21 protein-coding genes and 1 pseudogene are annotated in these 24,389 nt (G+C 51.8%); 13 read left to right on the plus strand and 9 right to left on the minus strand.

Annotated features, from left to right (window positions below):
- Positions 1–363: 363 nt before the first annotated feature.
- A complete protein-coding gene (gene topA, locus ACSBQN_RS06575; protein WP_354632747.1) occupies positions 364–2,952 on the minus strand; it encodes a type I DNA topoisomerase in 2,589 nt (862 codons plus the stop codon).
- Positions 2,953–3,239: 287 nt separating this feature from the next.
- Here topA and ACSBQN_RS06580 point away from each other — a divergent pair, with 287 nt between their 5' ends.
- Positions 3,240–3,491 carry a YciN family protein gene (locus ACSBQN_RS06580; RefSeq protein ID WP_004239221.1) on the plus strand — a complete coding sequence of 84 codons (252 nt, stop codon included), beginning with the start codon at positions 3,240–3,242 and terminating at the stop codon, positions 3,489–3,491.
- Positions 3,492–3,581: 90 nt separating this feature from the next.
- Here ACSBQN_RS06580 and sohB read toward each other — a convergent pair whose 3' ends face one another.
- Positions 3,582–4,634, minus strand: a complete 1,053-nt coding sequence (gene sohB / locus ACSBQN_RS06585) for a protease SohB (RefSeq protein ID WP_024473154.1) — start codon at positions 4,632–4,634, stop codon at positions 3,582–3,584.
- Positions 4,635–4,813: 179 nt separating this feature from the next.
- Here sohB and ACSBQN_RS06590 point away from each other — a divergent pair, with 179 nt between their 5' ends.
- Positions 4,814–5,596 carry a YciK family oxidoreductase gene (locus tag ACSBQN_RS06590; protein ID WP_024473155.1) on the plus strand — a complete coding sequence of 261 codons (783 nt, stop codon included), beginning with the start codon at positions 4,814–4,816 and terminating at the stop codon, positions 5,594–5,596.
- 15 nt (positions 5,597–5,611) lie between these two features.
- Here the strand turns inward: ACSBQN_RS06590 and ACSBQN_RS06595 are convergent, their stop codons facing one another.
- The 4 genes from ACSBQN_RS06595 to rnm all read right to left on the minus strand — a co-directional run bounded on the left by ACSBQN_RS06595 (position 5,612) and on the right by rnm (position 9,297).
- Positions 5,612–6,559 (minus strand): hypothetical protein, encoded by a 948-nt coding sequence (locus ACSBQN_RS06595; RefSeq protein ID WP_036408174.1) that lies wholly within the window; start codon positions 6,557–6,559, stop codon positions 5,612–5,614.
- 191 nt (positions 6,560–6,750) lie between these two features.
- Positions 6,751–7,683, minus strand: coding sequence for a 23S rRNA pseudouridine(2605) synthase RluB (gene rluB, locus ACSBQN_RS06600; RefSeq protein WP_025153122.1), 933 nt, complete (start codon positions 7,681–7,683; stop codon positions 6,751–6,753).
- A 110-nt stretch (positions 7,684–7,793) separates the two neighbouring features.
- Positions 7,794–8,414, minus strand: coding sequence for an L-threonylcarbamoyladenylate synthase (locus ACSBQN_RS06605; protein WP_024473158.1), 621 nt, complete (start codon positions 8,412–8,414; stop codon positions 7,794–7,796).
- A gap of 13 nt (positions 8,415–8,427) precedes the next feature.
- A complete protein-coding gene (gene rnm, locus ACSBQN_RS06610; RefSeq protein ID WP_024473159.1) occupies positions 8,428–9,297 on the minus strand; it encodes an RNase RNM in 870 nt (289 codons plus the stop codon).
- A gap of 333 nt (positions 9,298–9,630) precedes the next feature.
- Here rnm and ACSBQN_RS06615 point away from each other — a divergent pair, with 333 nt between their 5' ends.
- The 6 genes and pseudogenes from ACSBQN_RS06615 to ACSBQN_RS06640 all read left to right on the plus strand — a co-directional run bounded on the left by ACSBQN_RS06615 (position 9,631) and on the right by ACSBQN_RS06640 (position 16,643).
- Positions 9,631–11,181, plus strand: a complete 1,551-nt coding sequence (locus ACSBQN_RS06615) for an anthranilate synthase component 1 (RefSeq protein WP_024473160.1) — start codon at positions 9,631–9,633, stop codon at positions 11,179–11,181.
- A pseudogene (gene trpD / locus ACSBQN_RS06620) lies at positions 11,181–12,804 on the plus strand (bifunctional anthranilate synthase glutamate amidotransferase component TrpG/anthranilate phosphoribosyltransferase TrpD). The gene ACSBQN_RS06615 and the pseudogene trpD overlap by 1 nt, the downstream one beginning before the upstream one ends.
- A gap of 3 nt (positions 12,805–12,807) precedes the next feature.
- Positions 12,808–14,175, plus strand: a complete 1,368-nt coding sequence (gene trpCF, locus ACSBQN_RS06625) for a bifunctional indole-3-glycerol-phosphate synthase TrpC/phosphoribosylanthranilate isomerase TrpF (protein WP_024473162.1) — start codon at positions 12,808–12,810, stop codon at positions 14,173–14,175.
- Between the two features lie 32 nt (positions 14,176–14,207).
- Complete coding sequence (trpB, locus tag ACSBQN_RS06630; protein WP_024473163.1) at positions 14,208–15,398, plus strand: tryptophan synthase subunit beta; 1,191 nt, start codon at positions 14,208–14,210, stop codon at positions 15,396–15,398.
- Positions 15,398–16,204, plus strand: coding sequence for a tryptophan synthase subunit alpha (gene trpA / locus ACSBQN_RS06635; RefSeq protein ID WP_024473164.1), 807 nt, complete (start codon positions 15,398–15,400; stop codon positions 16,202–16,204). Before trpB ends, trpA begins: the two co-directional genes overlap by 1 nt.
- Positions 16,205–16,328: 124 nt before the next feature.
- Entirely contained in the window at positions 16,329–16,643 is a 315-nt protein-coding gene (locus ACSBQN_RS06640) for a BON domain-containing protein (RefSeq protein ID WP_004239204.1), read from the plus strand.
- 80 nt (positions 16,644–16,723) lie between these two features.
- On the opposite strand, the gene ompW is transcribed toward ACSBQN_RS06640, so the two are convergent.
- Positions 16,724–17,359, minus strand: a complete 636-nt coding sequence (ompW, locus tag ACSBQN_RS06645; protein ID WP_004238157.1) for an outer membrane protein OmpW — start codon at positions 17,357–17,359, stop codon at positions 16,724–16,726.
- A 425-nt stretch (positions 17,360–17,784) separates the two neighbouring features.
- Here ompW and ACSBQN_RS06650 point away from each other — a divergent pair, with 425 nt between their 5' ends.
- On the plus strand, positions 17,785–18,561 hold the full coding sequence (locus ACSBQN_RS06650) for a YciC family protein (RefSeq protein WP_024473165.1): 777 nt from the start codon (positions 17,785–17,787) through the stop codon (positions 18,559–18,561).
- A gap of 122 nt (positions 18,562–18,683) precedes the next feature.
- Here ACSBQN_RS06650 and ACSBQN_RS06655 read toward each other — a convergent pair whose 3' ends face one another.
- On the minus strand, positions 18,684–19,097 hold the full coding sequence (locus ACSBQN_RS06655; RefSeq protein WP_015422734.1) for a YgiW/YdeI family stress tolerance OB fold protein: 414 nt from the start codon (positions 19,095–19,097) through the stop codon (positions 18,684–18,686).
- Positions 19,098–19,278: 181 nt separating this feature from the next.
- Between ACSBQN_RS06655 and qseB the strand changes: the two genes are divergently transcribed.
- Positions 19,279–19,950 (plus strand): quorum sensing response regulator transcription factor QseB, encoded by a 672-nt coding sequence (qseB, locus tag ACSBQN_RS06660; RefSeq protein WP_024473166.1) that lies wholly within the window; start codon positions 19,279–19,281, stop codon positions 19,948–19,950.
- On the plus strand, positions 19,937–21,283 hold the full coding sequence (qseC, locus tag ACSBQN_RS06665) for a quorum sensing histidine kinase QseC (protein WP_434991649.1): 1,347 nt from the start codon (positions 19,937–19,939) through the stop codon (positions 21,281–21,283). Before qseB ends, qseC begins: the two co-directional genes overlap by 14 nt.
- On the opposite strand, the gene ACSBQN_RS06670 is transcribed toward qseC, so the two are convergent.
- Positions 21,273–23,030 (minus strand): SulP family inorganic anion transporter, encoded by a 1,758-nt coding sequence (locus tag ACSBQN_RS06670; protein ID WP_024473168.1) that lies wholly within the window; start codon positions 23,028–23,030, stop codon positions 21,273–21,275. The two genes, qseC and ACSBQN_RS06670, sit on opposite strands and share 11 nt — an antisense overlap.
- Positions 23,031–23,247: 217 nt before the next feature.
- Here ACSBQN_RS06670 and ACSBQN_RS06675 point away from each other — a divergent pair, with 217 nt between their 5' ends.
- Positions 23,248–23,787 (plus strand): septation protein A, encoded by a 540-nt coding sequence (locus ACSBQN_RS06675; RefSeq protein WP_004239196.1) that lies wholly within the window; start codon positions 23,248–23,250, stop codon positions 23,785–23,787.
- Between the two features lie 69 nt (positions 23,788–23,856).
- Positions 23,857–24,297, plus strand: coding sequence for an acyl-CoA thioester hydrolase YciA (gene yciA, locus ACSBQN_RS06680; protein WP_004238167.1), 441 nt, complete (start codon positions 23,857–23,859; stop codon positions 24,295–24,297).
- Positions 24,298–24,389 lie beyond the last annotated feature (92 nt).

Genomic DNA, 24,389 nt, shown 5'->3' on the forward strand with positions numbered 1-24,389 from the left:
TATTCCTTTCCGTGCAGGTTCGGCATTGCTTACTCCTTTTTCATCTTTATTATTCCGAAAAAGAATAAGTGAGCAAATTGTTATAACGTTATTCTATTCAGTGACGATATAACAAAAAATGCACGGGCACCAGCCAAAAAATAACAGCTCAATGCCCTGATACTGTGCATTTCTCAGCAAAGCGCGGGAAATCACGGCTATTCCTTTCTTAGGCTATTTTATTTAATGCTTATAACAAAAAGCTATTAATCACTGTCTGCCGTACAATACACCGCCAGAACACTGTTTCCGGCATAAAAAAACCGGTCAGGGAAATCCTGACCGGTTTTTATTATTGTGACAACAGAACCCTATAACGACAGATTATTTGGCTTTCTCAACCCATTTGCCGTCGATATAGAATGCAGACCAGCCGGTGGCTTTGCCGTCTTTATCGGATGCCACATACTGCTGTTTGGTTTTGCGGCTCCAGCGGACAGTCGTCGGATTACCGTCCGGATCCGCCACCGGCGCCTCCGCCAGATAACGCATTTTCTCAGACAGACGATCTTTAAAGCGAACCAGTTCTGCAACCTGCGGTGCACGGGTTTCCCGTGATTTAGGGAAATTGTGCGCCGCCAGGAAAATACCGGCAGCACCATCACGCAGTACAAAGTACGCATCTGATTTTTCGCACGGCAGTTCCGGTAACGGAACCGGATCTTCTTTCGGCGGAGCGACTTCACCGTTACGCAGAATTTTACGGGTGTTTTTACACTCGTCGTTGGTACAGCCCATGTACTTACCGAAACGCCCCATTTTCAGGTGCATCTCAGAGCCGCATTTCTCACATTCAACGACCGGGCCATCATACCCTTTAATGCGGAACTCACCTTCTTCGACTTCGTACCCTTCACATTCCGGGTTGTTACCGCAGACATGCAGTTTACGGCCGGTGTCGATCAGGTAGCTGTCCATCGCGGTGCCGCATTTCGGGCAGCGGCGGCGGGCACGCAGTGCATTGGTTTCCGCATCATCCCCTTCAAGGATATTGAGGATTTCATGTTCCGGGATCAGGTTGATGGTCTGCTTGCAGCGCTCTTTCGGCGGCAGAGCATAACCGGAACAGCCCAGGAATACCCCGGTGGATGCGGTGCGGATCCCCATCGGGCGGGAACAGGTCGGACAGATGATCGAGGTAATGACCATCGGGTTCGTTCGCATACCGCCTTCTTCCGGCTCTTTGCCCGCGTTATCCAGCTGTTTGCTGAAATCCGCAAAGAATTCATCCAGCACCGATTTCCACTTCGCTTCATTGTTGGCGATATGGTCGAGCTGATTTTCCATCCGTGCGGTAAAATCGTAGTTCATCAGTTCCGCAAAGGTTTCTTCGAGACGATCGGTGACAATTTCACCCATTTTCTCGGCATAGAAACGGCGGTTTTCCACTTTCACATAACCGCGATCCTGAATGGTGGAAATAATTGACGCATAGGTGGACGGACGACCGATACCGCGTTTTTCCAGCTCTTTAACCAGCGACGCCTCACTGAAACGTGCAGGCGGTTTGGTGAAGTGCTGTACCGGATCAATCGCTTCGCGCGTCATAACTGTGCCCGGCGCAATCGCAGGCAGCGTATTATCTTCATCATTCTTACGCAGTGCAGGCATCACTTTGGTCCAGCCGTCGAAACGCAGTGTGCGCCCTTTGGCTTTCAGTGTGAAATCACCCGCTTCTGCGGTCAGTGTGGTGGAATCGTATTTTGCCGGTGTCATCTGACACGCGACAAACTGACGCCAGATTAACTGATACAGGCGGCGCGCATCCGGCTCCATATCCTTGAGCATCTCTTCCGTGACGGTGATGTCAGACGGACGGATAGCTTCGTGCGCTTCCTGGGAATTCTCTTTGTTGCTGTACAGATTCGGCGAGGCAGGCAGATACTTATCACCGAAATTCTCGGTGATATAGTCACGCGCCATTGTAATGGCATCCTGGCTCAGGTTGGTGGAATCGGTACGCATATAGGTGATGTGACCGGCTTCATAAAGACGCTGTGCCATCATCATGGTTTTCTTCACACCAAAGCTCAGGCGCGTGCTCGCGGCCTGCTGGAGTGTGGAGGTAATAAACGGCGCGCCCGGCTTGCTGGAGGTCGGACGGTCTTCGCGGTCAGTAATTTTAAAGGTGGCAGCCTGTAACTTGCTGACAGCAGCATGTGCCTGTTTCTCATTGACCGCTTTAAAGGTTTTGCCGTTTTCCAGCACCACTTCCATGCGCAGCTGATCTTTTTTATCAGACAGCAGTGCGTGGATCTGCCAGTACTCTTCCGGCACAAACGCTTTGATTTCGCGCTCGCGCTCAACAATCAGACGCACCGCGACAGACTGTACACGACCGGCGGATAAACCACGGGCAATTTTCTTCCACAGCAGCGGAGACACCATGTAACCCACCACGCGATCCATAAAGCGGCGCGCCTGCTGGGCATTCACACGGTCAATATTCAGTTCGCCCGGCTGTTCAAACGCCTGGCTTATCGCATTTTTGGTGATTTCATTAAACACAACCCGGCTGAAGCGGCTGTCATCACCGCCGATCACTTCCCGCAGGTGCCATGCAATGGCTTCCCCTTCGCGGTCAAGGTCCGTTGCGAGGTAAATGTGTGACGCATCGGCAGCCAGGTGCTGTAATTCAGAAACAACCTTTTCTTTGCCCGGCAGAATCTGATAATCCGCTTCCCAGCCGTGGTACGGGTCAACACCCATCCGGCTGACCAGCGCTGTGCGTTCGTCTTTTTTAACTTTTTTCGTTTTATCGCCTGCAGCAGCGGGTTTACGGCTCGCTGAACCACTCGTCGGCAGATCCCGGATGTGACCGACGCTGGATTTCACCACGTAGTCTTTGCCGAGATACTTGTTAATCGTTTTGGCTTTTGCCGGGGACTCCACGATGACAAGAGCTTTACCCATAATTATCATTACCTAAATTTTCGGGGCGATTATAAAAACGCCAATTTTTGCGTTAAATACACTGCCTTTTATATTGAGGCACTTTCGTAATAGATCAACTCTTTTTATACTAATGCTTTGTTTCAACTCAAAACATCTGTCAGGAAATGATGTATTTTTAATATCGCCGTCACCGGAGTGTATTACGCAAATAGTCTTCCCGCCACGTTGCGGGGCTCTTGAAAAGTTCACACTCTACCTGATAAATAGTGATGCGCAACAAATTATTTTTCAAAGGAGTTCACAGAATGCAAAAAGAAACCATCGCCATCAGCAAACAAGAGCTGTTAGAAAAAGCCAATAAAATCATACAGGAACATGACGATTTTCTGGAGGGTATGCAGGCTGATGATGTTGAACAGAAATCCGGCGTATTGGTTTTTAAAGGTGAATACTTTTTAGACGACCAGGGCCTGCCGACACTCAAAAGTGCGGCCGTCTTTAATATGTTTAAACATCTCGCTCACGTTCTGTCAGAACAATATCATCTGGCGGATTAACAGACGGATACCTGAATAGTCACCGGCCGGATAATAATAATCCGCAAAGAATAACGGCAGCCTGCGCTGCCGTTATTTATATTGAGACGGTTATTTCCCGACCGGGCCATTCCCGCGCTGCCACCAGCGGAGAATAAGGCGGTCAGCACTCATCATCACACTCTGGGTGATTTTATCGATAAGACGCTTACGGCGGAAATAACGCACCTGAATCACTTCGTGGTCAGGAATTGCCGCGACAATTAAATCATCACTCACTGCCAGCTCATCAACCAGTCCCAGCTCTTTTGCCTGGGTGCCGTACCAGTGTTCACCTGTCGCCACTTTATCAATGTCCAGAGACGGACGGTTCTGAGAAACAAAGCTTTTGAACAGAACGTGAGTTTCATCCAGCTCCTGCTGGAATTTCTCACGGCCTTCATCGGTATTCTGCCCGATGAATGTCAGCGTGCGTTTATATTGACCGGCAGTATGCATTTCCACATCAATATCATTTTTCTTCAGCAGACGATGGATGTTAGGCACCTGTGCCACCACGCCAATCGAACCGACAATCGCAAACGGCGCGGCCACAATTTTATCCGCCACACACGCCATCATATAACCACCGCTCGCCGCGACTTTATCAACCGCAATGGTAATACGGATATTTTTCTCACGCAGACGGGTCAGTTGAGCGGCTGCCAGACCATAGGCATGAACCAGCCCGCCCGGGCTTTCCAGACGCACCAGCACTTCATCCAGACCCGGCTCGGCCACGGACAGAATTATGGTGATTTCTTCACGCAGTGATTCCACCTCGTGCGCATCCAGGCTGCCTTTAAAGTCGATCACATAAATACAGGATTTGCGCAGACGGGTCTGCCCGTTTTTGGCGTTATTTTTGTCTTTTTTATCTTCGTTTTTTTGTTGTTTTTTAAACGCTTTATTCCAGACTTTCTGCTCTGCTTCGCTCATGCGGGCATGTTGCATTTCACGCTGTCTGTCGCGGTAGTTTTCACCCAGATCCGTCAGACGTAATTTACCCAGAGACTGCCCTTTACGGATGCTGAGCATGACAAAGAACACGACAATGGCAATGATTGCCAGAACAATAGTTACGGTTTCAGCAAGAAACAAACCGTATTGTGAGAGAAACTCCACCGGCACACCTTAATACTGTTAAATTGAATGGCGCTATTTTAACTAAAAAATCTGATAAATGCTCAACTAGTTTTATAACCCTTGATGGCAATCACGCCCTGAGGACGGTATGATAAAAACGGGTTCACACCCTGTCCGGGATGTGATACCCGTCCATTTGCTTTTCCGGAGTTATCACCATGCATAATAATGATGTATCCCGCTTTTCCCCGTCCTCCCCTGATGCACTGAAGAATAAAATCATCCTGATAACCGGTGCCGGTGACGGGATCGGCCGCGAAGCCGCCCTGACCTATGCCCGCTACGGTGCGGAACTGATCCTGACCGGCCGGACAGAATCCAAATTACAGGCCGTCCGTGATGAAATCACGCAGCGTTACGGGTCAGTGCCGCGTATTTATCATCAGGACTTACTGACACTGACAGAAGCGCAAAGCCGTCAGTTCGCTGCCGCGCTGGAACAGGAAATTCCGCGTCTGGACGGCGTGCTGCACAACGCCGGTATTCTCGGCGTGGTCGCACCGGTCACTGAGCAGCCGGTGCAGTTATGGCAGGATGTGATGCAGGTGAATGTTAACGGCACCTTTATACTGACACAGGCACTGTTACCCCTGCTGCTGAAATCCCCGCAGAGCTCGCTGGTATTCACATCATCAAGTGTCGGCCGCGAAGGTCGTGCCGGATGGGGTGCCTATGCCGTCTCAAAATTTGCCACTGAAGGTATGATGCAGGTTCTGGCTGAGGAATATAAAGGTACGGGTCTGCGCGTCAGCTGCATTAATCCGGGTGGTACCCGCACGGCCATGCGCGCCGGCGCATTTCCGGATGAGGCATCAGAAAAACTGAAAACCCCGGCGGATATTATGCCGACCTATTTATATGTGATGTGTGATGACAGTGCCGGTAAAAACGGGATAAGCTATGATGCACAGCCCGGACGCAAAGCCGGACCGGCGGAATAATTAAAGGCAGTAACGTCAGTGTGCCGGGGGCGTTTCATCCGTTTGCAGCGGTAAAACCCCGGCACCGAAAATTTCGCCGGTTTCCTGCACAAATTCACTGAATTTCAGGCTCTCTTCTTTATCTGTCTTATTCTCTTTATCGCTTTGCAGCATTATCTGACGGTAACGATTAGCCATCCGCATCAGTACCGTGTGATAACGGCTGTATATTTCATATTTTTTTGTCACATCCGTCTGATGCCGGAACTCCGTCACAATATCAGTGATTTTCTCAGCATCCTCACGTAATTCCGCATCCTGAAACTGAATATCATGCGGACGGAGAGTATTGCCGGTATCCGCATCCTGTTCCGGTGTGATCACTGTATTATCCGGTAATAAACTGACACCGCGCGGGTTGTATTCCAGGAACCGGCGGAATTCATTTTCATTCATACAGATTGTCATCATTCCTTTTTCCCCGGCAACAAATCTGTCCAGCACGGCTTTTATATCCGGCACATCGGAAGGATACCGGCATTTAAACAGGTTATTATCGATAACGTCGGCATTACTGGTCCGCAACGGTCCCTGATAATAATGGCCGTCAAATTTAAATATCTTCACCATGGCATTAAATTGCGGTGAATACAGTGTATCGCCGTCATGAATGGTATAGGAATAATAACGGGCACGGGACGGATTGAGGATCCCGCCGTTGTTCCCGGGATAGGCCATAAAGGAAACCTGTTGTCCCTGCGGGGTTTCCAGCTTATTCAGGCCGGACGGCAGATAAACGATGCCCTCCGCATCATGTGCAAGGTGATAACTTTTTCCGTTTACCGTAAAAAACAGATCATCCCCGGTAATATTACTGTAGTAATACCGGCTCAGTTCAGGTGCATCGGGCTGTGTTTCGTCACCACATCCGGGGAGCAGAAAGATGAGCGTTAACAGACCGCATCTGGTTATCGCAATAATCATCTCCTCGCAGATATATCTCTGTTTCCCGGTCATTCACCGGCGGGAAATACTTTTCTGATTATTTTAACCTACACTGCGGGTATTTGCATGACCCCTGTACAAAAAAACGTCCCGTGCACCGGCACAGGACGTTTATAAGAACAAATACAGGCTGAAATAACAGAAAATACCGGTTTTACGTAACCGGATTATTATTTACCGGTACGGCGTTTCTGTGTATTTCCGGTACCCTGACGGGTTGATGACGGACGCCCGGAATTACGTTTTGATGCGGTGGTGCCGACTTGTGAGTGACGTTTTACCGCACGGCGGATCTGATTGGCTTTGATCCGGCGTTTATCACTTTCCACAGAAACCTTGGTGGTGGTTTCCGCAGGCAGTCCCACCAGTGCACGCAGATAGTTGGTTTTTTCCAGGTTCAGTTCCACCCATCCGCCGCGCGGCAGCGCTTTCGGCAGATCGATATCGCCGTAACGGACACGGATCAGGCGGCTGACCTGCACACCGACCGCTTCCCACATCCGGCGGACTTCACGGTTACGGCCTTCGGTCAGGGAGACATTAAACCACTGGTTGATACCTTCCCCGCCTTTGAATTTCAGCGAACGGAATGAGGCCGGACCATCTTCCAGCTGAACACCTTTGAGCAGCTGATTGCGTTTGGCATCATCCACTTCACCGAAGACACGGACCGCATATTCACGTTCCACTTCACGGCTCGGGTGCATCAGGCGGTTTGCCAGTTCCCCGTCGGTGGTGAACAGCAGTAATCCGCTGGTATTCACATCCAGGCGGCCGACAGCAATCCAGCGGGCTCCCTGAATACGCGGCAGACGATCAAAGACTGTCGGACGGCCGTCCGGGTCATGGCGGGTACATAATTCCCCTTCCGGCTTGTAATAAGCCAGTACACGACACGGGTTTTTCTGTGCATCTTTGATACCTAAAATCCGGCCGTCGAGGCGGATTTTAGCATTCGTATTAACATCGATACGGTCACCCAGTGTGGCAGTTTTGCCGTCAACGGAGATACGACCCGCTTCGATGTAACTTTCAATTTCGCGGCGTGAGCCATGCCCTGCATGCGCCAACACCTTTTGTAACTTTTCTGTCTTCTGGCTCATTGAGCACCCTCTGCTGTCGCCTTCACAGGCGTCATAAAAATCAACCGCAGCATTATACACAGGTTAATGCACGGCGCTAACGCATTTTACACATGTGACGCACATGGCGGTCACAGGAACGGCGTTACATCTCCGGTTCCTTCACGCACCACAACCGGCACGTCGTCAGTCAGATCGATAACCGTGGTCGGCTGCTGGCCGATATAACCGCCGTGGATCACCAGATCCACCTGCTTGCCCAGGGTATCGTTAATTTCTTCCGGATCAGATTCCGCAAAATCATTGCCCGGCAGGATCAGACTGGCTGACATCAGCGGTTCGCCCATAGCAGCGAGCAAATCCATGGCAATCGGGTTTGCCGGAATACGCAGACCAATGGTTTTACGTTTTTCACTCATCAGACGGCGCGGTACTTCTTTGGTTGCCCGCAGAATAAAGGTGTAATTACCCGGTGTATTATTTTTGATTAAACGGAATACCGTGTTATCCACATGTGCATAGGTGGAGATATCCGATAAATCGCGGCACATCAGGGTAAAGTTATGATTACTGTCTATCTGACGCAGACGACAGATCCGCTGTAACGCATCTTTATCTTCCAGGCGGCAGCCGATGGCATAGCCGGAATCAGTCGGGTAAACCACCACACCGCCTTTGTTAAAAATCTCCACGCTCTGATTGATCAGGCGTGCCTGCGGGTTATCCGGATGGATATAAAACATCTGGCCCATGTTGTTTCCTCTGTTAATCCTTCAGTGACCAATCCTGCCAGATTGGTATTACATCACCCGGTAACCACAATTTACGGCCCAGTTCTATCCACGAACACGGCTGATGAAAATCGGATCCCTGGGAGGCTTTTAATCCGTATGTTATTGCGTACTGTGCCAGAGTCCGGCGCTCATCCGGAGCCTGCTGACACTGTGCCACTTCCATGCCATCCCCGCCGGCCTGTTTAAAGAAATCACACAGGCGTTTAAGCCACTTGGCGGATAAGCCATAGCGGCCGGGATGTGCCAGTACGGCCTGTCCGCCGGCGGCATGAATGGCTTGCACCGCGTCAGGGATATCACACCACTGCGGCGGCACATAGCCGGTTTTGTTACGGGCGAGATAGCGTTTGAACACTTTCGGAATCGTCGGTTCCACACCACGGGCGATCAACACCCGGGCGAAGTGTCCGCGCGTGACTTCACCGCCCTGCGCCAGCGCATTCGCCTCTTCCCAGGTGCCTTCAATTCCGGCCTTTGCCAGCCGTTCACTGATAAGCATCCCGCGTGCCCGGCGCCGTTCTGACTGCTGCGCCAGTAATTCTGTCATTGCCGGATGGGTAATATCAATATTCAGCCCGACAATATGAATCTCATGATGTTCCCAAAGCGTTGATATTTCAACACCATTAATCACCGTCAGCGGTAAATTATTTGCCTGCTGATAATGATGTGCCGCCGGAAGTGCATCCGTGGTGTCGTGATCGGTAATTGCCAGCACAGTCACCTTCATCTCAACGGCTCTGTCCAGTAACTGCTCCGGTGTCAGCATGCCGTCTGACGCAGTGGTATGGCTGTGTAAATCATAGCACGACAGGTCAATACCTGTATTTTCCGGCTCCATCGCGTCTCCCTTCTGTTCTGACAATGCATTGCCAGAAGTGACTTCATAAAATTTCATCCGCATTTACGGGACGCACAGTATTCCACAAAAAGCCTTGACACACCAATCACGATCTAGTTAACTAGTACGCAGAACGAGTTATCTGTAATCACTGTTTATACTGAGGACATCCCATGAACATGCACAAACTGAACAATCGTTGGTGGCGCAATCCTTCCCGTCGGGCGGAATGGTTGTGCGTGCATGTCAGTTAACCGGCTGTACCAGAGCACAGAACCCGCCCCCGTGGCGGGTTTTTTTATGGCAAAAAATTCACATAGCAAGGTAATTATCATGGACAGCACGATTTTCACACAACACATCCGGACAGATTATCCGGCTTATCAGCCCGACCCGGCGGCGGTATTCACCGCGCTTTGCGCACAGCGTCCTGCAACGCTGTTATTAGAATCCGCCGAAATCGCGTCCAGAGCAAATTTAAAAAGCATGCTGGTACTGCACAGCGCACTGCGCATCCGCTGCACCGGACACACCGTCACCGCAGAAGCACTGACCGCCAACGGTGCGGCATTACTGCCGGTATTACAGGATCGTCTGTCCGCCGGGACTATCAGCGGTAACACACTGACACTGCAATTCACTGCACCGGCCGCCCATGCGGATGAAGATACCCGCCTGCGCGCCGCATCGGTCTTTGATGTGCTCCGCACTCTGATGAACCTGCCGTCACAGGCAGATGACCGTCACGCGCTGTTCTGCGGCGGGCTGTTCAGCTACGACCTGGTCGCAGCCTTTGAGGCACTGCCGCCGGTTGAGCGCACTAACAGCTGCCCGGATTACTGTTTTTATCTGGCGGAAACCCTGCTCACCATCGACCACCAGCAGCAGACCAGTGAACTGGTTACCCTGACATTTACAGCGGATGCCGCAGAACAAACCCGCCTGACAGCACAGCATCAGCAGGTATTAACGGCGCTGGCACAGCCGGTAACCGGTTCTGCGGATGTTACGCCCGCAGATATCAGCGTGACAACGTCACATTCAGATACTGATTTCTGCACTATTGTTAATCAGTTAAAACAATCCATTGTTCAGGGTGATATTTTCCAGGTCGTGCCGTCACGCCGTTTTCAGTTACCGTGCCCGTCCCCGATGGCCGCTTACCGCGAACTGAAAACCCGTAACCCAAGCCCTTACCTGTTCTTTATGCAGGATGCGGATTTCACTCTGTTCGGCGCATCACCGGAAAGTGCCCTGAAATATGACCCGGCAACCCGTCAGATTGAAATCTACCCGATTGCGGGCACCCGTCCGCGCGGCCTGTCAGCAGACGGTTCGGTGGATGCGGATAAAGACAGCCGTCTGGAGCTTGACCTGCGTACGGATCAGAAAGAGCTGGCCGAACACTTCATGCTGGTCGATCTGGCCCGTAATGACCTCGCCCGTATCTGCCGTCCCGGCAGCCGCAGTGTGGCGGAACTGACCAAAGTGGATCGTTATGCGTTTGTGATGCACCTGGTGTCCCGCGTCACCGGTGAATTACGCGGTGACCTCGATATTTTCCATGCTTATCAGGCTTGTATGAATATGGGCACCCTGACCGGCGCACCGAAAGTCCGTGCAATGGAACTGATTGCACAGGCCGAAAAAGTCCGTCGCGGCAGCTACGGCGGTGCGGTCGGCTATTTCCGCGGTGATACCACCTTCGATACCTGCATTGTGATCCGCTCTGCCTATGTCGAAAACGGCATAGCCACTGTGCAGGCCGGCGGCGGCGTGGTACTGGATTCCGACCCGCAGGCGGAAGCCGACGAAAACCGCAACAAAGCCCGCGCGGTGATCCGCGCTATCACCCGCGCCCATCATGCAGAGGAGACATTCTGATGGCTGATATTTTACTGCTCGATAATGTCGATTCCTTTACTTATAACCTGGCCGACCAGTTCCGTGCTCAGGGCCATCAGGTGGTGATTTACCGCAACCGGGTTCCGGCGGAGGTCATTCTGTCCGCGCTGGAAACCATGAAAAACCCGGTGCTGGTGCTATCTCCGGGTCCCGGGAAACCAGCGGATGCCGGATGCCAGCCGGAAGTCCTGAGCCGTGTCAGAGGACGTTACCCGGTGATTGGTATTTGCCTCGGCCATCAGGCGATTGTCGAAGCCTACGGCGGCAAAGTCAGCCACGCCGGTGCTGTGCTCCACGGTAAAGCCAGCCAGCTGCACCACGATGAGCAATCTATGTTTTCCGGTCTGCCTAACCCGATGAAAGTGGCACGCTATCACTCACTGGCAGCGGAAATCATCCCGGAAGCGCTGACCGTGTGTGCCACCAGCGACAACATTGTGATGGCCGTCCGCCATGAACAGGACAAAGTCTGCGGCTTACAGTTTCACCCCGAATCCGTTCTGACACCGGACGGTGCAGCCCTGCTGGCGAAGACCCTTGCGTGGGCACAGGCATAACTCAACCTGAATAACAGATAAAAAAAACAGATTAAGGAACAGAGAGATGCAAACATTATTTGAAAAACTTTACCGGGGTGAAACACTGACCCTGGCGGAAAGCCGGGAGTTATTTTCCGCGATTATCCGGGGAGAACTGAGTGAAACCCAGCTGGCGGCAGCGCTGATCAGCATGAAAATGCGCGGTGAACAGCCGGATGAAATTGCCGGTGCCGCCCAGGCCTGTCTGAATAACGCGCGCGCCTTCCCGCGTCCGGACTATCGTTTCAGTGATATTGTCGGTACCGGCGGCGATGCTTCCGACAGCATCAATATCTCCACGGCCAGCGCCTTTGTGGCAGCGGCCTGCGGGATAAAAGTCGCCAAACACGGCAGCCGCAGTGTTTCGAGCAAAACCGGCTCTTCTGATTTACTGAACGCCTTCGGGATTGCGCTGGACACCCCGGCAGATGTATCCCGCAGCGCACTGGATGATGTCGGCGTCTGTTTCCTGTTCGCCCCGCACTATCACGACGGCTTCCGTTTTGCCGCACCGGTGCGTCAGCAACTGAAAACCCGTACCTTATTTAATGTCCTCGGGCCGCTGATCAACCCGGCCCGTCCGCCGGTTGCCCTGATCGGCGTATACAGCCCGGCGCTGATCCGCCCTGTTGCTGAGACGCTGAAAGTGCTCGGCTATCAGCGTGCCGCTGTGGTGCACAGCGGCGGAATGGATGAGGTTTCCCTCCATGCGCCGACACAGGTTGCCGAACTGCATAACGGGGAGATCCGCGAATACCGCCTGACCACAGACGATTTCGGCCTGCCCGGTTATGACATGCAGGAACTGCGCGGCGGTACCCCGGAAGAAAACCGTCAGTTGCTGACCCGGTTATTACAGGGAGAAGGCACCGCAGCACAAAGCCACGCCGTGGCAGCCAATGTAGCCCTGCTGATGAAACTCAATGATAACGAAGACTTACAGGATAATGCGCAGCACGCGCTGGCAATGATCCGCAGTGGTAACGCCTTTGAGCGCGTCACCGCCCTGGCCGCAAGAGGATAAACCATGAAAGGCACCGTATTAGAACAGATTGTGAATGATAAACGTATCTCCCTGGTTGCGCGGAAGAAGCAGGAGCCGCTGCTGAGTTTTGCGGATAATCTGCCGCTGAGTGACCGCGATTTTTATCAGGCACTGCGCAGCGCGGAAACCGCATTTATTCTGGAGTGCAAAAAAGCCTCTCCGTCGAAAGGGCTTATCCGTCAGGATTTTAATCTCAGTGAAATCGCCGCAGCCTATGCGCCGTATGCCACAGCAGTTTCCGTACTGACCGACGAGAAATATTTTCAGGGACAACATGACTATCTGCGTCAGGTGCGCGCGCTGATCACGCAGCCGGTGTTGTGCAAAGATTTCATTATTGATGCCTATCAGGTGTATCTCGCCCGCCACTATGGCGCGGATGCGATTCTGCTGATGCTCTCCGTCCTGAATGATGCGGATTATCACTCACTGGCGACCCTGGCTCATTCCCTCAATATGGGTGTACTGACGGAAGTCAGTACGGAAGAGGAACTGAGCCGCGCTATTGCCCTTGATGCACAGGTTATCGGCATCAATAACCGCGACCTGCGCGACCTCTCTATTGACCGCCGCCGGACAGCGGATTTTGCACCGCATATTCCGGCTGACCGCATTATTATCAGTGAATCCGGCATTACCACCCATCAGCACATCCGCGAATTGCGTCCCCATGCTGACGGATTCCTGATCGGCAGTGCCATTATGGCGCAGCCTGATCTGGACACAGCTATCCGCCGCCTGATTTACGGCGAACACAAAGTCTGCGGACTGACCCGTGCGGACGATGCCCGCGCCGCTTATGACGCCGGTGCCACCTTCGGCGGCCTGATTTTTGTCAGCAAATCGCCGCGTTATGTGGATGAAGTACAGGCAGCTGAGGTGATGCGCGGTGCACCGCTGGCGTACGTCGGTGTGTTCCGTAACCACGATCCCGCAGATATCGCTGCCATTGCCCGCCGCCTGAAACTGCATGCGATTCAGTTACATGGTGATGAAAACGAGCACGATATCGCGCTGCTGCGTCTGCACCTTCCGGCAAAATGTGAGATCTGGAAAGCGCTGGATATGTCGCACGGTGCGGATATCACCGTGCCTGACGGCGTGGTGCGGCTGGTCCTGGATAACGGCAAAGGCGGCACCGGCCAGACTTTCGACTGGCAGACACTGCCCCCTTCATTGCCGGTGCCCTTTACCCTCGCGGGCGGGCTGAATGCGGAAAACTGTGTCTCCGCCGCCGCTTCCGGTGCTGCCGGGCTGGATTTTAACTCCGGCGCCGAGTCCGCCCCCGGTATTAAAGATGCAGAAAAGCTTCGTCAGATATTTAATCAATTACATCAGCAAGTTGCCTGACTACAACTGAAAAGATAAAGGATCAGAAAACAATGAGTAAATTAAATCCCTATTTTGGTGAATTCGGCGGGCAGTTTGTGCCGCAGATTTTAATCCCGGCACTCGACCAGCTCGAAGATGCCTTTATTGCCGCTCAGGAAGACCCGGAATTTCAGCGTGAATTTACCGATCTGCTGCAAAACTATGCCGGACGCCCGACAGCCCTGACACTGTGCAAAAACCTGACTGCGGGCAGCAAAACCAAACTGTATCTGAAACGCGAAGATTTACTGCACGGCGGTGCACATAAAACCAACCAGGTGCTCGGCCAGGCACTGCTGGCAAAACGGATGGGAAAAACGGAAATTATTGCCGAAACCGGAGCCGGTCAGCACGGCGTGGCGGCAGCACTGGCCAGTGCGCTGCTCGGCCTGAAATGCCGGGTATATATGGGGGCAAAAGACGTGGAACGTCAGTCTCCGAATGTGTTCCGCATGCGGCTGATGGGCGCGGAAGTCATTCCGGTGCACAGCGGCTCCGCCACGCTGAAAGATGCCTGTAATGAGGCGCTGCGCGACTGGAGCGGCAATTATGACCGCGCCCACTATTTATTAGGTACCGCGGCAGGTCCGCATCCGTACCCGACGATTGTCCGCGAGTTCCAGCGCATGATCGGTGATGAGGCCCGCGCCCAGATCCTCGCCCGTGAAGGACGTCTTCCTGATGCGGTGATCGCCTGTATCGGTGGCGGTTCCAACGCTATCGGCGCATTTGCCGGGTTTATTCCCGATGAATCCGTCGCTCTGATCGGCGTCGAGCCGGCCGGGCACGGTATTGAAACCGGCGAGCACGGTGCACCACTCAAACATGGCCGCATCGGTATCTATTTCGGTATGAAATCACCGATGATGCAGACAGAAGACGGTCAGATCGAGGAATCTTACTCCATCTCTGCCGGTCTGGATTTCCCGTCTGTCGGGCCGCAGCACGCGTATCTGAATGCTATCGGCCGGGCGGATTATGTTTCCGCCACCGATGACGAGGCACTTGACGCCTTTAAAACCCTGAGCCGTCAGGAAGGGATTATCCCGGCACTGGAATCCTCCCATGCCCTGGCACACGCACTGAAAATGATCCGTGAAAATCCGGAGAAAGAACAAATTCTTATCGTCAATATTTCCGGTCGCGGAGACAAAGACATTTTCACTGTTTATGACATTTTTAAAGCAAGAGGTGATTTCTGATGAGCCGGTATGAACAACTTTTTCAGCGTTTGCAGTCCCGCAACCAGGGTGCGTTTATCCCGTTTGTCACCCTCGGTGATCCGTCCGCTGAGGTTTCCCTGCAAATTATTGATGCTCTGGTGGCCGGTGGTGCTGATGCCCTGGAAATCGGTATTCCGTTTTCTGACCCGCTGGCAGACGGCCCGGTAATTCAGGACGCTAACCTCCGTGCCTTTGCGGCCGGTATGACCCCGGCACGCTGCTTTGAGCTGATTGCACAAATCCGTGCAAAATACCCGGAACTGCCGGTAGGACTGCTGATGTATGCCAATCTGGTTTTCCATAACGGTATCAGTCAGTTTTATGAAACAGCGGCAAAAGCCGGGGTGGATTCGGTGCTGATCGCCGATGTGCCGCTTCATGAGTCTCAGCCGTTCCGGGATGCTGCGCTGGCCAGTAATATCGCACCGGTCTTTATCTGTCCGCCGGATGCGGATGATAAATTACTGGAAACACTGGCCGCCGCCGGAAAAGGCTATACCTACCTGCTCTCCCGTGCCGGGGTGACAGGAACAGAAAAGCGGGCTGAAAAGTCCCTGGCTGATCTGACGGCAAAACTGACCGCGCTGAATGCCGCACCGCCGGTTCAGGGATTCGGGATTTCCGAACCGGAACAGGTACAGGAATCACTGCGAAATGGTGCAGCAGGGGCAATCTCCGGCTCGGCTGTGGTAAAAATCATCGCCGCAAATCTGGATAATGTACCGGTGATGTGTCAGAAACTGCGGGAATTTACGCAGAAAATGAAAAACGCAACGCAATTATAATTTTTCATTCCGCCCGCTGTTAACAGCGGGTTATTTTTTGTTGAGAAACATCCGGTTTTCATCAATACTGAAAAGGTCAGGCACACATTATTCTGCGATCCGTGCCGGTAATAAGGAGAACATAATGAAGTATATGAAACTGGTCACCTCATTTTTTGTTGTCATGTTTATGGCTTTCACCCTGTCCGCCTGTGCCCCGACTGCCACCAGTGAAGGTACCGGGGGTTATTTTGATGATTCCGTCATTACCACTAAAGTGAAAACAGCGTTACTGGGTGAGAAAGGCATTAAATCCACTCAAATCAGCGTGGAAACATTTAAAGGTAAAGTTCAGCTGAGCGGATTTGTCTCTTCAGAAAAAGAAGCGAACCTGGCGGTAAATACCGCGCGTAAAGTTCCGGGTGTGAAGGTTGTTATTAACTCAATGAAGTTGCGGTGACTCTGAATATCAGATTACCGGATAAAAAAACGGCGCAATAATAATTGCGCCGTTTTTTATGGTACTGATAACGAGGATTATCAGAATTTGTAACCGACACCAAACATGAATACCCATGGATCCAGGTTAGTTTTGTAAGACTGGCTGGCACCACCGGCTTTGAAATCAACATCAGTTTTGATGTTCATCCACCAAAGGGAGGCGTTCAGCATCCAGTTCTGGTCTAATTCATAATCCAGACCTGCCTGTGCTGCCACACCCCATGAGCTGCTCATGCTCAGATCGCTTAAGCCTGCGCCTTTACCGGTATCGTTAAATCCTTCATCAAAGAAGAAGGTATAGTTAACACCCACACCTAAATACGGACGCAGTTTATCTTCCGGAGTACGGAAATAGTACTGTGCCATTAAGGTTGGCGGTAAATGTTTGGCAGAGGCAATTTCACCCGCAGCCGGAACAGAGATTTTATGCTCAAACGGTGTCGCTGCCAGTAATTCCACACCGATATTATCAGTGATCATATAACTGAAAGTTAAACCTAACTGAGTATTATTGTTCGCTTCAAAAGAACCGAAGCCCAGAACGTTATCAGAGCTGACGTTCGGACGCACAGTCGCAGTACCACCACGAACGATAAAATCACCGGCCTGGTGTGCCATTGAAACTGACGGTAAAACCGTTGCCAGTGCTAAACACACTGCAGAAAGCTTTTTCATTATCTATCCCATCCTAAAAAAAAGAAAAAAAACACAATAAGTACAGTTTGAAATATACAACCTTAAATGCAATTATGATCTAAGACAGATCACAACATTTAAATAAAAACCGCATTTTTCACAAAGATCTAAATTATTATTCCACGGTAGTATTTTCATTTATTGATTTATATCAAAAACAACCTCCACCATTTTTAGCGCTATCGTTATTTGTGTGCTTTATATCAATTTGTAAAATAAGATGCTTACTATTCAGCCGAATATTTTGTTTTATCATTGTTAATAATTTGTATATTTTTAGCTCTCTATTTCCGGATATTCCGTCTGATCACTGTATTTCTGCCGGATGAACAGGTTACAATCCCCGCCATACTGTTTTACAATTGCATCACCGTTTTTATTTCATGCCTTACAGGAGTTGTTCCATGTCCATGCCGGTGCCGGTTCTTGCCCGCGACAGTCTTAATTTTTTCCGTAATCAGCTGTTGTCTGTCCTGATCATTTCGCTGCTCACCGCCGCTGTGACCGTCGGGCTCAATGTCCTCCTGACTTACAATTCCAACGGGCTGGCACTTATCCGTGCTCTGGAGACCACTTACGCCACTGAAGGCTCCGGCGGCTTTCAGCGGGCGGTCGCCGCACTGACATCCGATGACCAGTGGCAGATGCTGAAAACCGGTCTCGGAACTATCTTCAGCTCCCTGCTGGGCAATGCCGTCTTTGTGACGTCCATGATTTTCCTGATTTTCAGTGTCTCACAGGGACAGCCGGTATCTGCGTTGCAGGCCATCACCGGCTCTGCCGGACGCATTCCGCGCATGCTGGTACTGCTGTTAATCTGCTCGCTGGTGATTGCCCTCGGACTCGTTGCCATGTATCTGCCGGGATTAATTCTGGCTATGTTACTGGCGCTGGCACCGATCATTATGTTCACCGAAAAGAACAGCGTATTTACCGCTATTAAAATCAGCGGAAATATTGCCCTGAAAAATATCAGAACACTTCTGCCTGCTATTTTAATATGGTTTGCCCTGAAACAGGCATCCGTAGTGTTTCTTAGTAAACTACCGATAGAAAATGAGCATATTCTGATGACTGTTATTCTGTTTATTAATAATGTCATCAGCGGACTGGTAATTATTTATCTGTTCCGGTTCTATCAGTTATTTACACAATCGCAATCTGTCAGCGACTATCAGTAAGGCCGGATAATGCGCACAAAGGAAAGATATTTTGCGCCTGCTGTCACAGAAAATAAGAAATGTGCAGATAAAAAATCAGGCCAATAAAATGGCCTGATTATCCGGTGTGTCTGCGGTGGTGATTACTGTACTTTGCGTACCGCTTTTACATCCAGTTCGGTTTTATTCCACTCTTTGTCGATTTCCCCTTCGACCTCAATTTCATCCTGCGGCGTGACTTTCAGTCCGTCCCAGCGTTTCGGGGAAATTTCAGCACGGATAGTCCCGGTGCTGTCTTTAAATTCATAATGTTTGTTATCCAGCTGGCGGACAATCGTACCGCGCAGCACAACCGGTGCATCATCGGATAATTTCAGTGCATCCGCAACGGTCATTTTACGGGCATCAGGGCCGCTGAAACCGCCGTTTTGTGCCGCTGTGGTGGTTGTCACGGCTGTCGCTCCGGGACCTTCAAAACCGCCGTTGGCTGCAAAAACGGAACCGGCTGATCCTGCCAGTAAAGTGGCAAGCAATGCGAGTGCAGGTAATTTTTTCATCATTTATCTCCTTTATGAGGAAGCGTCTTTGCTTCATGCACACTATTAAACCATTCAGTTCTTAACAGGATCTTAAGGGGATAGCATTTTTGATTATATTTTTAATTTCAGAAAAAACAGGTGGTTATCCTGAGATATCTGAGTTAAAACTAGTATAGCGCTATTTATACGGATAAGAATTATGCGGATATTATTAATTGAAGATGACCGGCTGATTGGCGACGGGCTGAAAATCGGCCTGAGCAGGCTCGGCTTTACGCCTGACTGGTTTACCGATGGGCACACCGGCCGGGAGGCGCTTTATGCTGCTCCTTATGATGCCGTAATCCTCGATCTCTCCCTGCCCGGCATGGACGGGCTGGATATCCTGAAACAATGGCGGTCTGAGGGGCGCGACGAGCCGGTACTGATCCTGACCGCCCGTGATGCTCTTGAGCAGCGTGTCAGCGGCTTACAACAGGGCGCGGATGATTATCTGTGCAAACCGTTTGCCCTGGCTGAAGTGGCGGCACGGTTACAGGCACTGATCCGCCGCCGCTACGGTCAGCTCTCTGAAAAACTGGTGCTCGGCGACGTGGAGATGGATCCGGTGGCGATGACCGTCACCCGCAACGGCGTACCGGTATCACTGAAAGGTAAAGAACTGGCACTGCTGGCACTGTTTCTGCGCAATCCGCAGAAAGTACTGTCCCGCGCGATGATTGAAGAAAAATTGTATAACTGGGATGAAGATGTCTCCAGTAATGCCGTTGAAGTGCATATTCACCATCTGCGCCGCAAACTGGGACGCGGATTTATCAAAACCATTCATGGTGTCGGTTATGTCGCGGGAAAAAATGATGAAGACGTATAGTCTGCGCCTGCGGCTGGGCGGGTTATTGCTGCTGCTCACCCTGCTGACCTGGGGTATCGCCAGTGTATTCGCCTGGATGCAGACCACAAAATCCATCAATGAATTATTCGATACACAACAAATGGCCTTTGCCAAACGTCTGTCAGTTTTGCCGTCCGGGCTCGAGTTCCCGCCGTCGGCGATACAGAAAACCAAAAAAATGCTCTCCGGCAACCGGGGAAAGCAGGATGACGATGCATTCGCTTTTGCTATTTTCAGTCCGTCGGGCGAACGGGTGCTGGATGACGGCGAGAACGGCCGGAAAATTCCGTTCTCAGACAAGAAAAACGGGTTCCGTGACGGTTCACTGACGGATGATAACGACCGCTGGCGCTTTGTACAGCTGCCTTCCGCCGATGGCAGCTACATCATCGTGGTCGGCCAGGAGTGGGAATACCGCGAGGATATGGGGCTGACCATTATCACCGCTCAGGCGATCCCGTGGCTGGTGGCTCTGCCGCTGATGCTGCTTCTGTTCCTGTGGCTGCTGACCCGCGCACTGACCCCGCTGCGCCTGCTGGCCCGGCAGTTACAGCGCCGTAACCCGGCTGAGCTGACCCCGCTGGCCCCGCCGGTGCTGCCGAAAGAAGTCAGCCCGATGCTGGACGCTCTGAACGGATTATTTCTGCGTATCCGCGATCTGCGCGAACGGGAAAGCCGCTTTACCTCTGATGCCGCCCATGAACTGCGCAGCCCGCTGGCCGCGCTGAAAGTACAGACTGAAGTAATGCAGATTGCCGGGGATGACCCCGCCACCCGTGAACACGTGACCGCGAATCTGATCACCGGGATTGACCGCGCCACCCGTCTGGTGGATCAGTTACTGACCCTCTCACGGCTGGAATCACAGTCACACCCGCAGGAATGTACAGAGCTGCGCTGGTCAGCCATTATTAATGATGCCATTGCACAAACAGCTCCGGATGCGGCTGTACATCAGGTCAGTGTGATACCTGACCTCGCCGCGCCTGAACTGACGGTCCGCGGCGAACAACTGCTGCTGACCGTCATGCTGCGCAATCTGCTGCATAATGCTATCCGCTACGGCAAAACCGGCGGCACCGTTCATCTGACGCTGACACCGCAGCAGTTAGTGATTGAGGATGATGGTCCGGGCGTCAGTGATACGATACTGGCCCGGCTGGGAGAACGTTTTTACCGGCCGCCGGGACAGGAAAAAACCGGCAGCGGTCTGGGATTGTCTATCGTGAAACGAATTGCGGAACTGCATCATATGACCATACAGTTCCGTCGCAGCCCGCAGGGCGGGTTTATTGCTGAAATCAGGTGGTGAGCGGTTTTTCCGCTCCCTCAGCTGCCTGCTCCATCGCCTCTTCTATCGCTTTGACACGGCTTTGCTGTTTACTCTGAATCAGCCTGATGGCGAAATAGAGATCCGGCACAATAATCAAATCATCATCATTGCGTTTGATTTTATTTTCCGACACCCAGCGTGTCAGTTCGGTGCGCCGTCCCGCCAGGATCAGAGTGACACCCTTGATTTTCAGCTCAGTCACCAGCTCATTCAGTGTGCTGAACACACTCATGTCATTATTGATAAAGCTGACAGTCGCATCCACCGCCACCCATCCGGGCCGTTTCGGTGCGGTATTCACCACCTGTAACACCCGCTTTTTAAAATACGCGACGTTGAAATAGGTCAGCGGCGAATTAAAGCGGTACATCAATAATCCGTCAACCTGATTAATATCCACGTTACTGTTGTTGATGGAATGGATCATCCCCTGCTCATCCACACCCAGTAACTGGTCTGTCGGACGGAAAACCGTGCGCAGGAACTGTACCAGTCCCAGCAGAACCGCAAACCCGATACCGTTGATCAGCCCCACCACCAGCACAGCCACCAGGGTAAACAGCGCCAGGGTGAATGCCGATTTATTCCGTTTACGGAAAGAGAAAATCTGACGAATGCTGAACATCGACCAGGAGGAGTAAATCAGCACCACCCCGAGTGTCGCCAGCGGAATGTGTCCGAGGAAACCGGTCAGGAAAAACAGCACCAGTGCGATCAGCCCGGCGGCAATCAGAGACACCATCTGTGTTTTACCACCAGTGGCATCGTTGACGGCGGTACGGCTGGTCGCGGCACTGACCGCGAACCCCTGGGATAACCCGGAAGCAATGTTGATATACCCCTGTGCCCGCAACTCCTGATCCACATCGATGGCATAGCCGTTTTTCTCGGCAAAACTGCGCACCGTCATCATAAAGCTGACAATACTGATCACCGCAAGGTTCAGTGACGGGATCACCAGTTCACGCAGCAAACCGGGGTCAAATGCCGGCATTTTGATATGCGGCAGCCCGTTACCGAGATTACCGACCACAGCAATCCCCATTGAGGAGAAATCCAGCTGCGCACTGACCAGTGTGGCAATCGTCATCACAATCAGCGGCCCCGGCCAGGTGCGGCGGACAGCCCGTAATAAAAACAGCGCCGCCAGGCTGGCAGCGGAGAGGATCAGTGTCGGCATATGCATAAGATGCAGATGCTCCGGCAGCGCCACCAGGCACTCAATCAGCTGGGACGGCAGTTCATCCAGCCCGAGCACATTACCTATCTGGCCGACAATAATCGTCACCGCCACGCCGTTGAGCAGCCCCTGTAAAATCGGCTGTGATAAAAAATCCGCGAATGCGGCGAGTTTGAAATGTCCGGCGATCAGACACCAGACACCCGTCATCAGCGTCATGATAATCGCCAGCTGCCACAGCGTATCCGGGTCACCTTTAGCCAGCGGAATAATCGCCGCCGCAATCACCGCACAGGTTGCCGCATCCGGCCCGACAATCAGCTGACGGGAGGAGCCGAACAGCGCATAAGTCACCATCGGCAGGATACAGGCATAGAGACCGACAATCGCATTAATGCCCATCAGTCCTGTGTAAGCGATAGCCACCGGCAATGCCACGGCAGCAACAGAAAGCCCTGCGCGGATATCAAAGCGCAGGTTTTTGCGTTCATAGTGCAGAAAAACAGAAAGTCCCGGCATCCAGCGCAATAGTCGGTTCGACTGCATTATCGCCCCTTATAAAAATATCGTATTAAGATGTACAATTTAATTTTACTGCTAATAGTTAAACTGATTTATAACCGAACGCGGATAAAGAAGATAGTCAGACCGCGTCTTATGGTAAAATATTGCAAAATCAATTGTAATATATTTTTTTTCTTTAAAAATAAGTGACTGGATGCCACATGCTTAAAATAAATTTAAATTTCGGACAGACTCAATTATGAAGCAACTACTCGACTTTATCCCCCTGGTTATCTTTTTTGCCATATATAAAACCGTGGATATCTATTACGCCTCCGGTGCCTTAATTGCCGCGTCTGCGGTGGCGCTGGCTGTCCGCTGGTTCATGTATAAACATCTGGAGAAATCTGCCGTTATCACCTTTGTGATTGTGGCCATCTTCGGCACCCTGACCATCGTTTTCCATGATCCGCAGTTTATCAAATGGAAAGTGACCATTATTTATGCGCTGTTTGCTCTCGTGTTACTGGGCGGCCAGTTTATCTTCGGTAAGCCGCTGATTCAGAAAATGCTGGGCAAAGAGCTGACCCTGCCGCCACAGGTCTGGCAGCGTCTGAATCTCGCCTGGGCTCTTTTCTTTATCGTCTGCGCGGCCGTGAACGTGTATGTCGCGTTCTGGTTATCCATGGATACCTGGATGAACTTCAAAGTGTTTGGTCTGACCGCTGTAACACTGGTATTTACCGTTGCCAGTGTGGTATATATTTACCGTCATCTGCCACGGGAAGAAGAAAAATAATAAAATCAACCGGATATCGGTTTGTTTCCGCCGGTATCCTTTTTCGTTAAACGGATGTAAGTGTTTCTCATGACTCAACAACAATGTTTACCTAACGGGGAACTGGTGCTGCGCACCTTAACCATGCCGACAGACACCAATGCCAACGGGGATATCTTCGGCGGCTGGCTGATGTCGCAGATGGATATCGGCGGCGCTATTCTGGCAAAGGAGATTGCACTCGGCCGCGTGGTGACAGTCCGCGTGGACGGCATCACCTTTCTGCGCTCTGTCGCGGTCGGTGATGTGGTCTGCTGTTATGCACGCTGCCTGAAAACCGGGAATTCATCCATGACCGTCAAAGTCGAAGTCTGGGTGAAAAAAGTGGCTACCGACCCTATCGGTGACCGTTACCGGGCAACAGAAGCTGTCTTCAGCTATGTTGCGGTGGATGCGGATAACCGTCCCCGCCCGCTGCCTGACGGAAAACGTCATTTTCAGTTAGACAGCAGTAACAGTGATTTAAAATAATGCGTTTCATACCGGCCACTCTTCTGAGTGGCCGTTTTGTCTGCCGGAATAAACCACAGGTTCCCCGCGACACCGGCGTCCGGTAATAGTAT

The sequence above is a fragment of the Morganella sp. B601 genome (genome assembly GCF_051172335.1).
In the GTDB taxonomy this organism is placed as follows: Bacteria; Pseudomonadota; Gammaproteobacteria; order Enterobacterales; family Enterobacteriaceae; genus Morganella; species Morganella morganii.

What these genes read in the sequence shown, in the direction of transcription:
- topA (WP_354632747.1), bottom strand. Translation starts at nt 2,952, where the DNA reads ATGGGTAAAGCTCTTGTCATCGTGGAGTCCCCGGCAAAAGCCAAAACG.
- rluB (WP_025153122.1), bottom strand. Translation starts at nt 7,683, where the DNA reads ATGAGCCAGAAGACAGAAAAGTTACAAAAGGTGTTGGCGCATGCAGGG.
- ompW (WP_004238157.1), bottom strand. Translation starts at nt 17,359, where the DNA reads ATGAAAAAGCTTTCTGCAGTGTGTTTAGCACTGGCAACGGTTTTACCG.
- rnm (WP_024473159.1), bottom strand. Translation starts at nt 9,297, where the DNA reads ATGGAGCCGGAAAATACAGGTATTGACCTGTCGTGCTATGATTTACAC.
- qseC (WP_434991649.1), top strand. Translation starts at nt 19,937, where the DNA reads ATGAAGACGTATAGTCTGCGCCTGCGGCTGGGCGGGTTATTGCTGCTG.
- qseB (WP_024473166.1), top strand. Translation starts at nt 19,279, where the DNA reads ATGCGGATATTATTAATTGAAGATGACCGGCTGATTGGCGACGGGCTG.
- ACSBQN_RS06590 (WP_024473155.1), top strand. Translation starts at nt 4,814, where the DNA reads ATGCATAATAATGATGTATCCCGCTTTTCCCCGTCCTCCCCTGATGCA.
- trpCF (WP_024473162.1), top strand. Translation starts at nt 12,808, where the DNA reads ATGAAAGGCACCGTATTAGAACAGATTGTGAATGATAAACGTATCTCC.
- ACSBQN_RS06605 (WP_024473158.1), bottom strand. Translation starts at nt 8,414, where the DNA reads ATGGGCCAGATGTTTTATATCCATCCGGATAACCCGCAGGCACGCCTG.
- yciA (WP_004238167.1), top strand. Translation starts at nt 23,857, where the DNA reads ATGACTCAACAACAATGTTTACCTAACGGGGAACTGGTGCTGCGCACC.
- ACSBQN_RS06580 (WP_004239221.1), top strand. Translation starts at nt 3,240, where the DNA reads ATGCAAAAAGAAACCATCGCCATCAGCAAACAAGAGCTGTTAGAAAAA.
- trpB (WP_024473163.1), top strand. Translation starts at nt 14,208, where the DNA reads ATGAGTAAATTAAATCCCTATTTTGGTGAATTCGGCGGGCAGTTTGTG.
- ACSBQN_RS06670 (WP_024473168.1), bottom strand. Translation starts at nt 23,030, where the DNA reads ATGCAGTCGAACCGACTATTGCGCTGGATGCCGGGACTTTCTGTTTTT.
- ACSBQN_RS06650 (WP_024473165.1), top strand. Translation starts at nt 17,785, where the DNA reads ATGTCCATGCCGGTGCCGGTTCTTGCCCGCGACAGTCTTAATTTTTTC.
- ACSBQN_RS06640 (WP_004239204.1), top strand. Translation starts at nt 16,329, where the DNA reads ATGAAGTATATGAAACTGGTCACCTCATTTTTTGTTGTCATGTTTATG.
- ACSBQN_RS06675 (WP_004239196.1), top strand. Translation starts at nt 23,248, where the DNA reads ATGAAGCAACTACTCGACTTTATCCCCCTGGTTATCTTTTTTGCCATA.
- ACSBQN_RS06615 (WP_024473160.1), top strand. Translation starts at nt 9,631, where the DNA reads ATGGACAGCACGATTTTCACACAACACATCCGGACAGATTATCCGGCT.
- ACSBQN_RS06655 (WP_015422734.1), bottom strand. Translation starts at nt 19,097, where the DNA reads ATGAAAAAATTACCTGCACTCGCATTGCTTGCCACTTTACTGGCAGGA.
- ACSBQN_RS06595 (WP_036408174.1), bottom strand. Translation starts at nt 6,559, where the DNA reads ATGATTATTGCGATAACCAGATGCGGTCTGTTAACGCTCATCTTTCTG.
- trpA (WP_024473164.1), top strand. Translation starts at nt 15,398, where the DNA reads ATGAGCCGGTATGAACAACTTTTTCAGCGTTTGCAGTCCCGCAACCAG.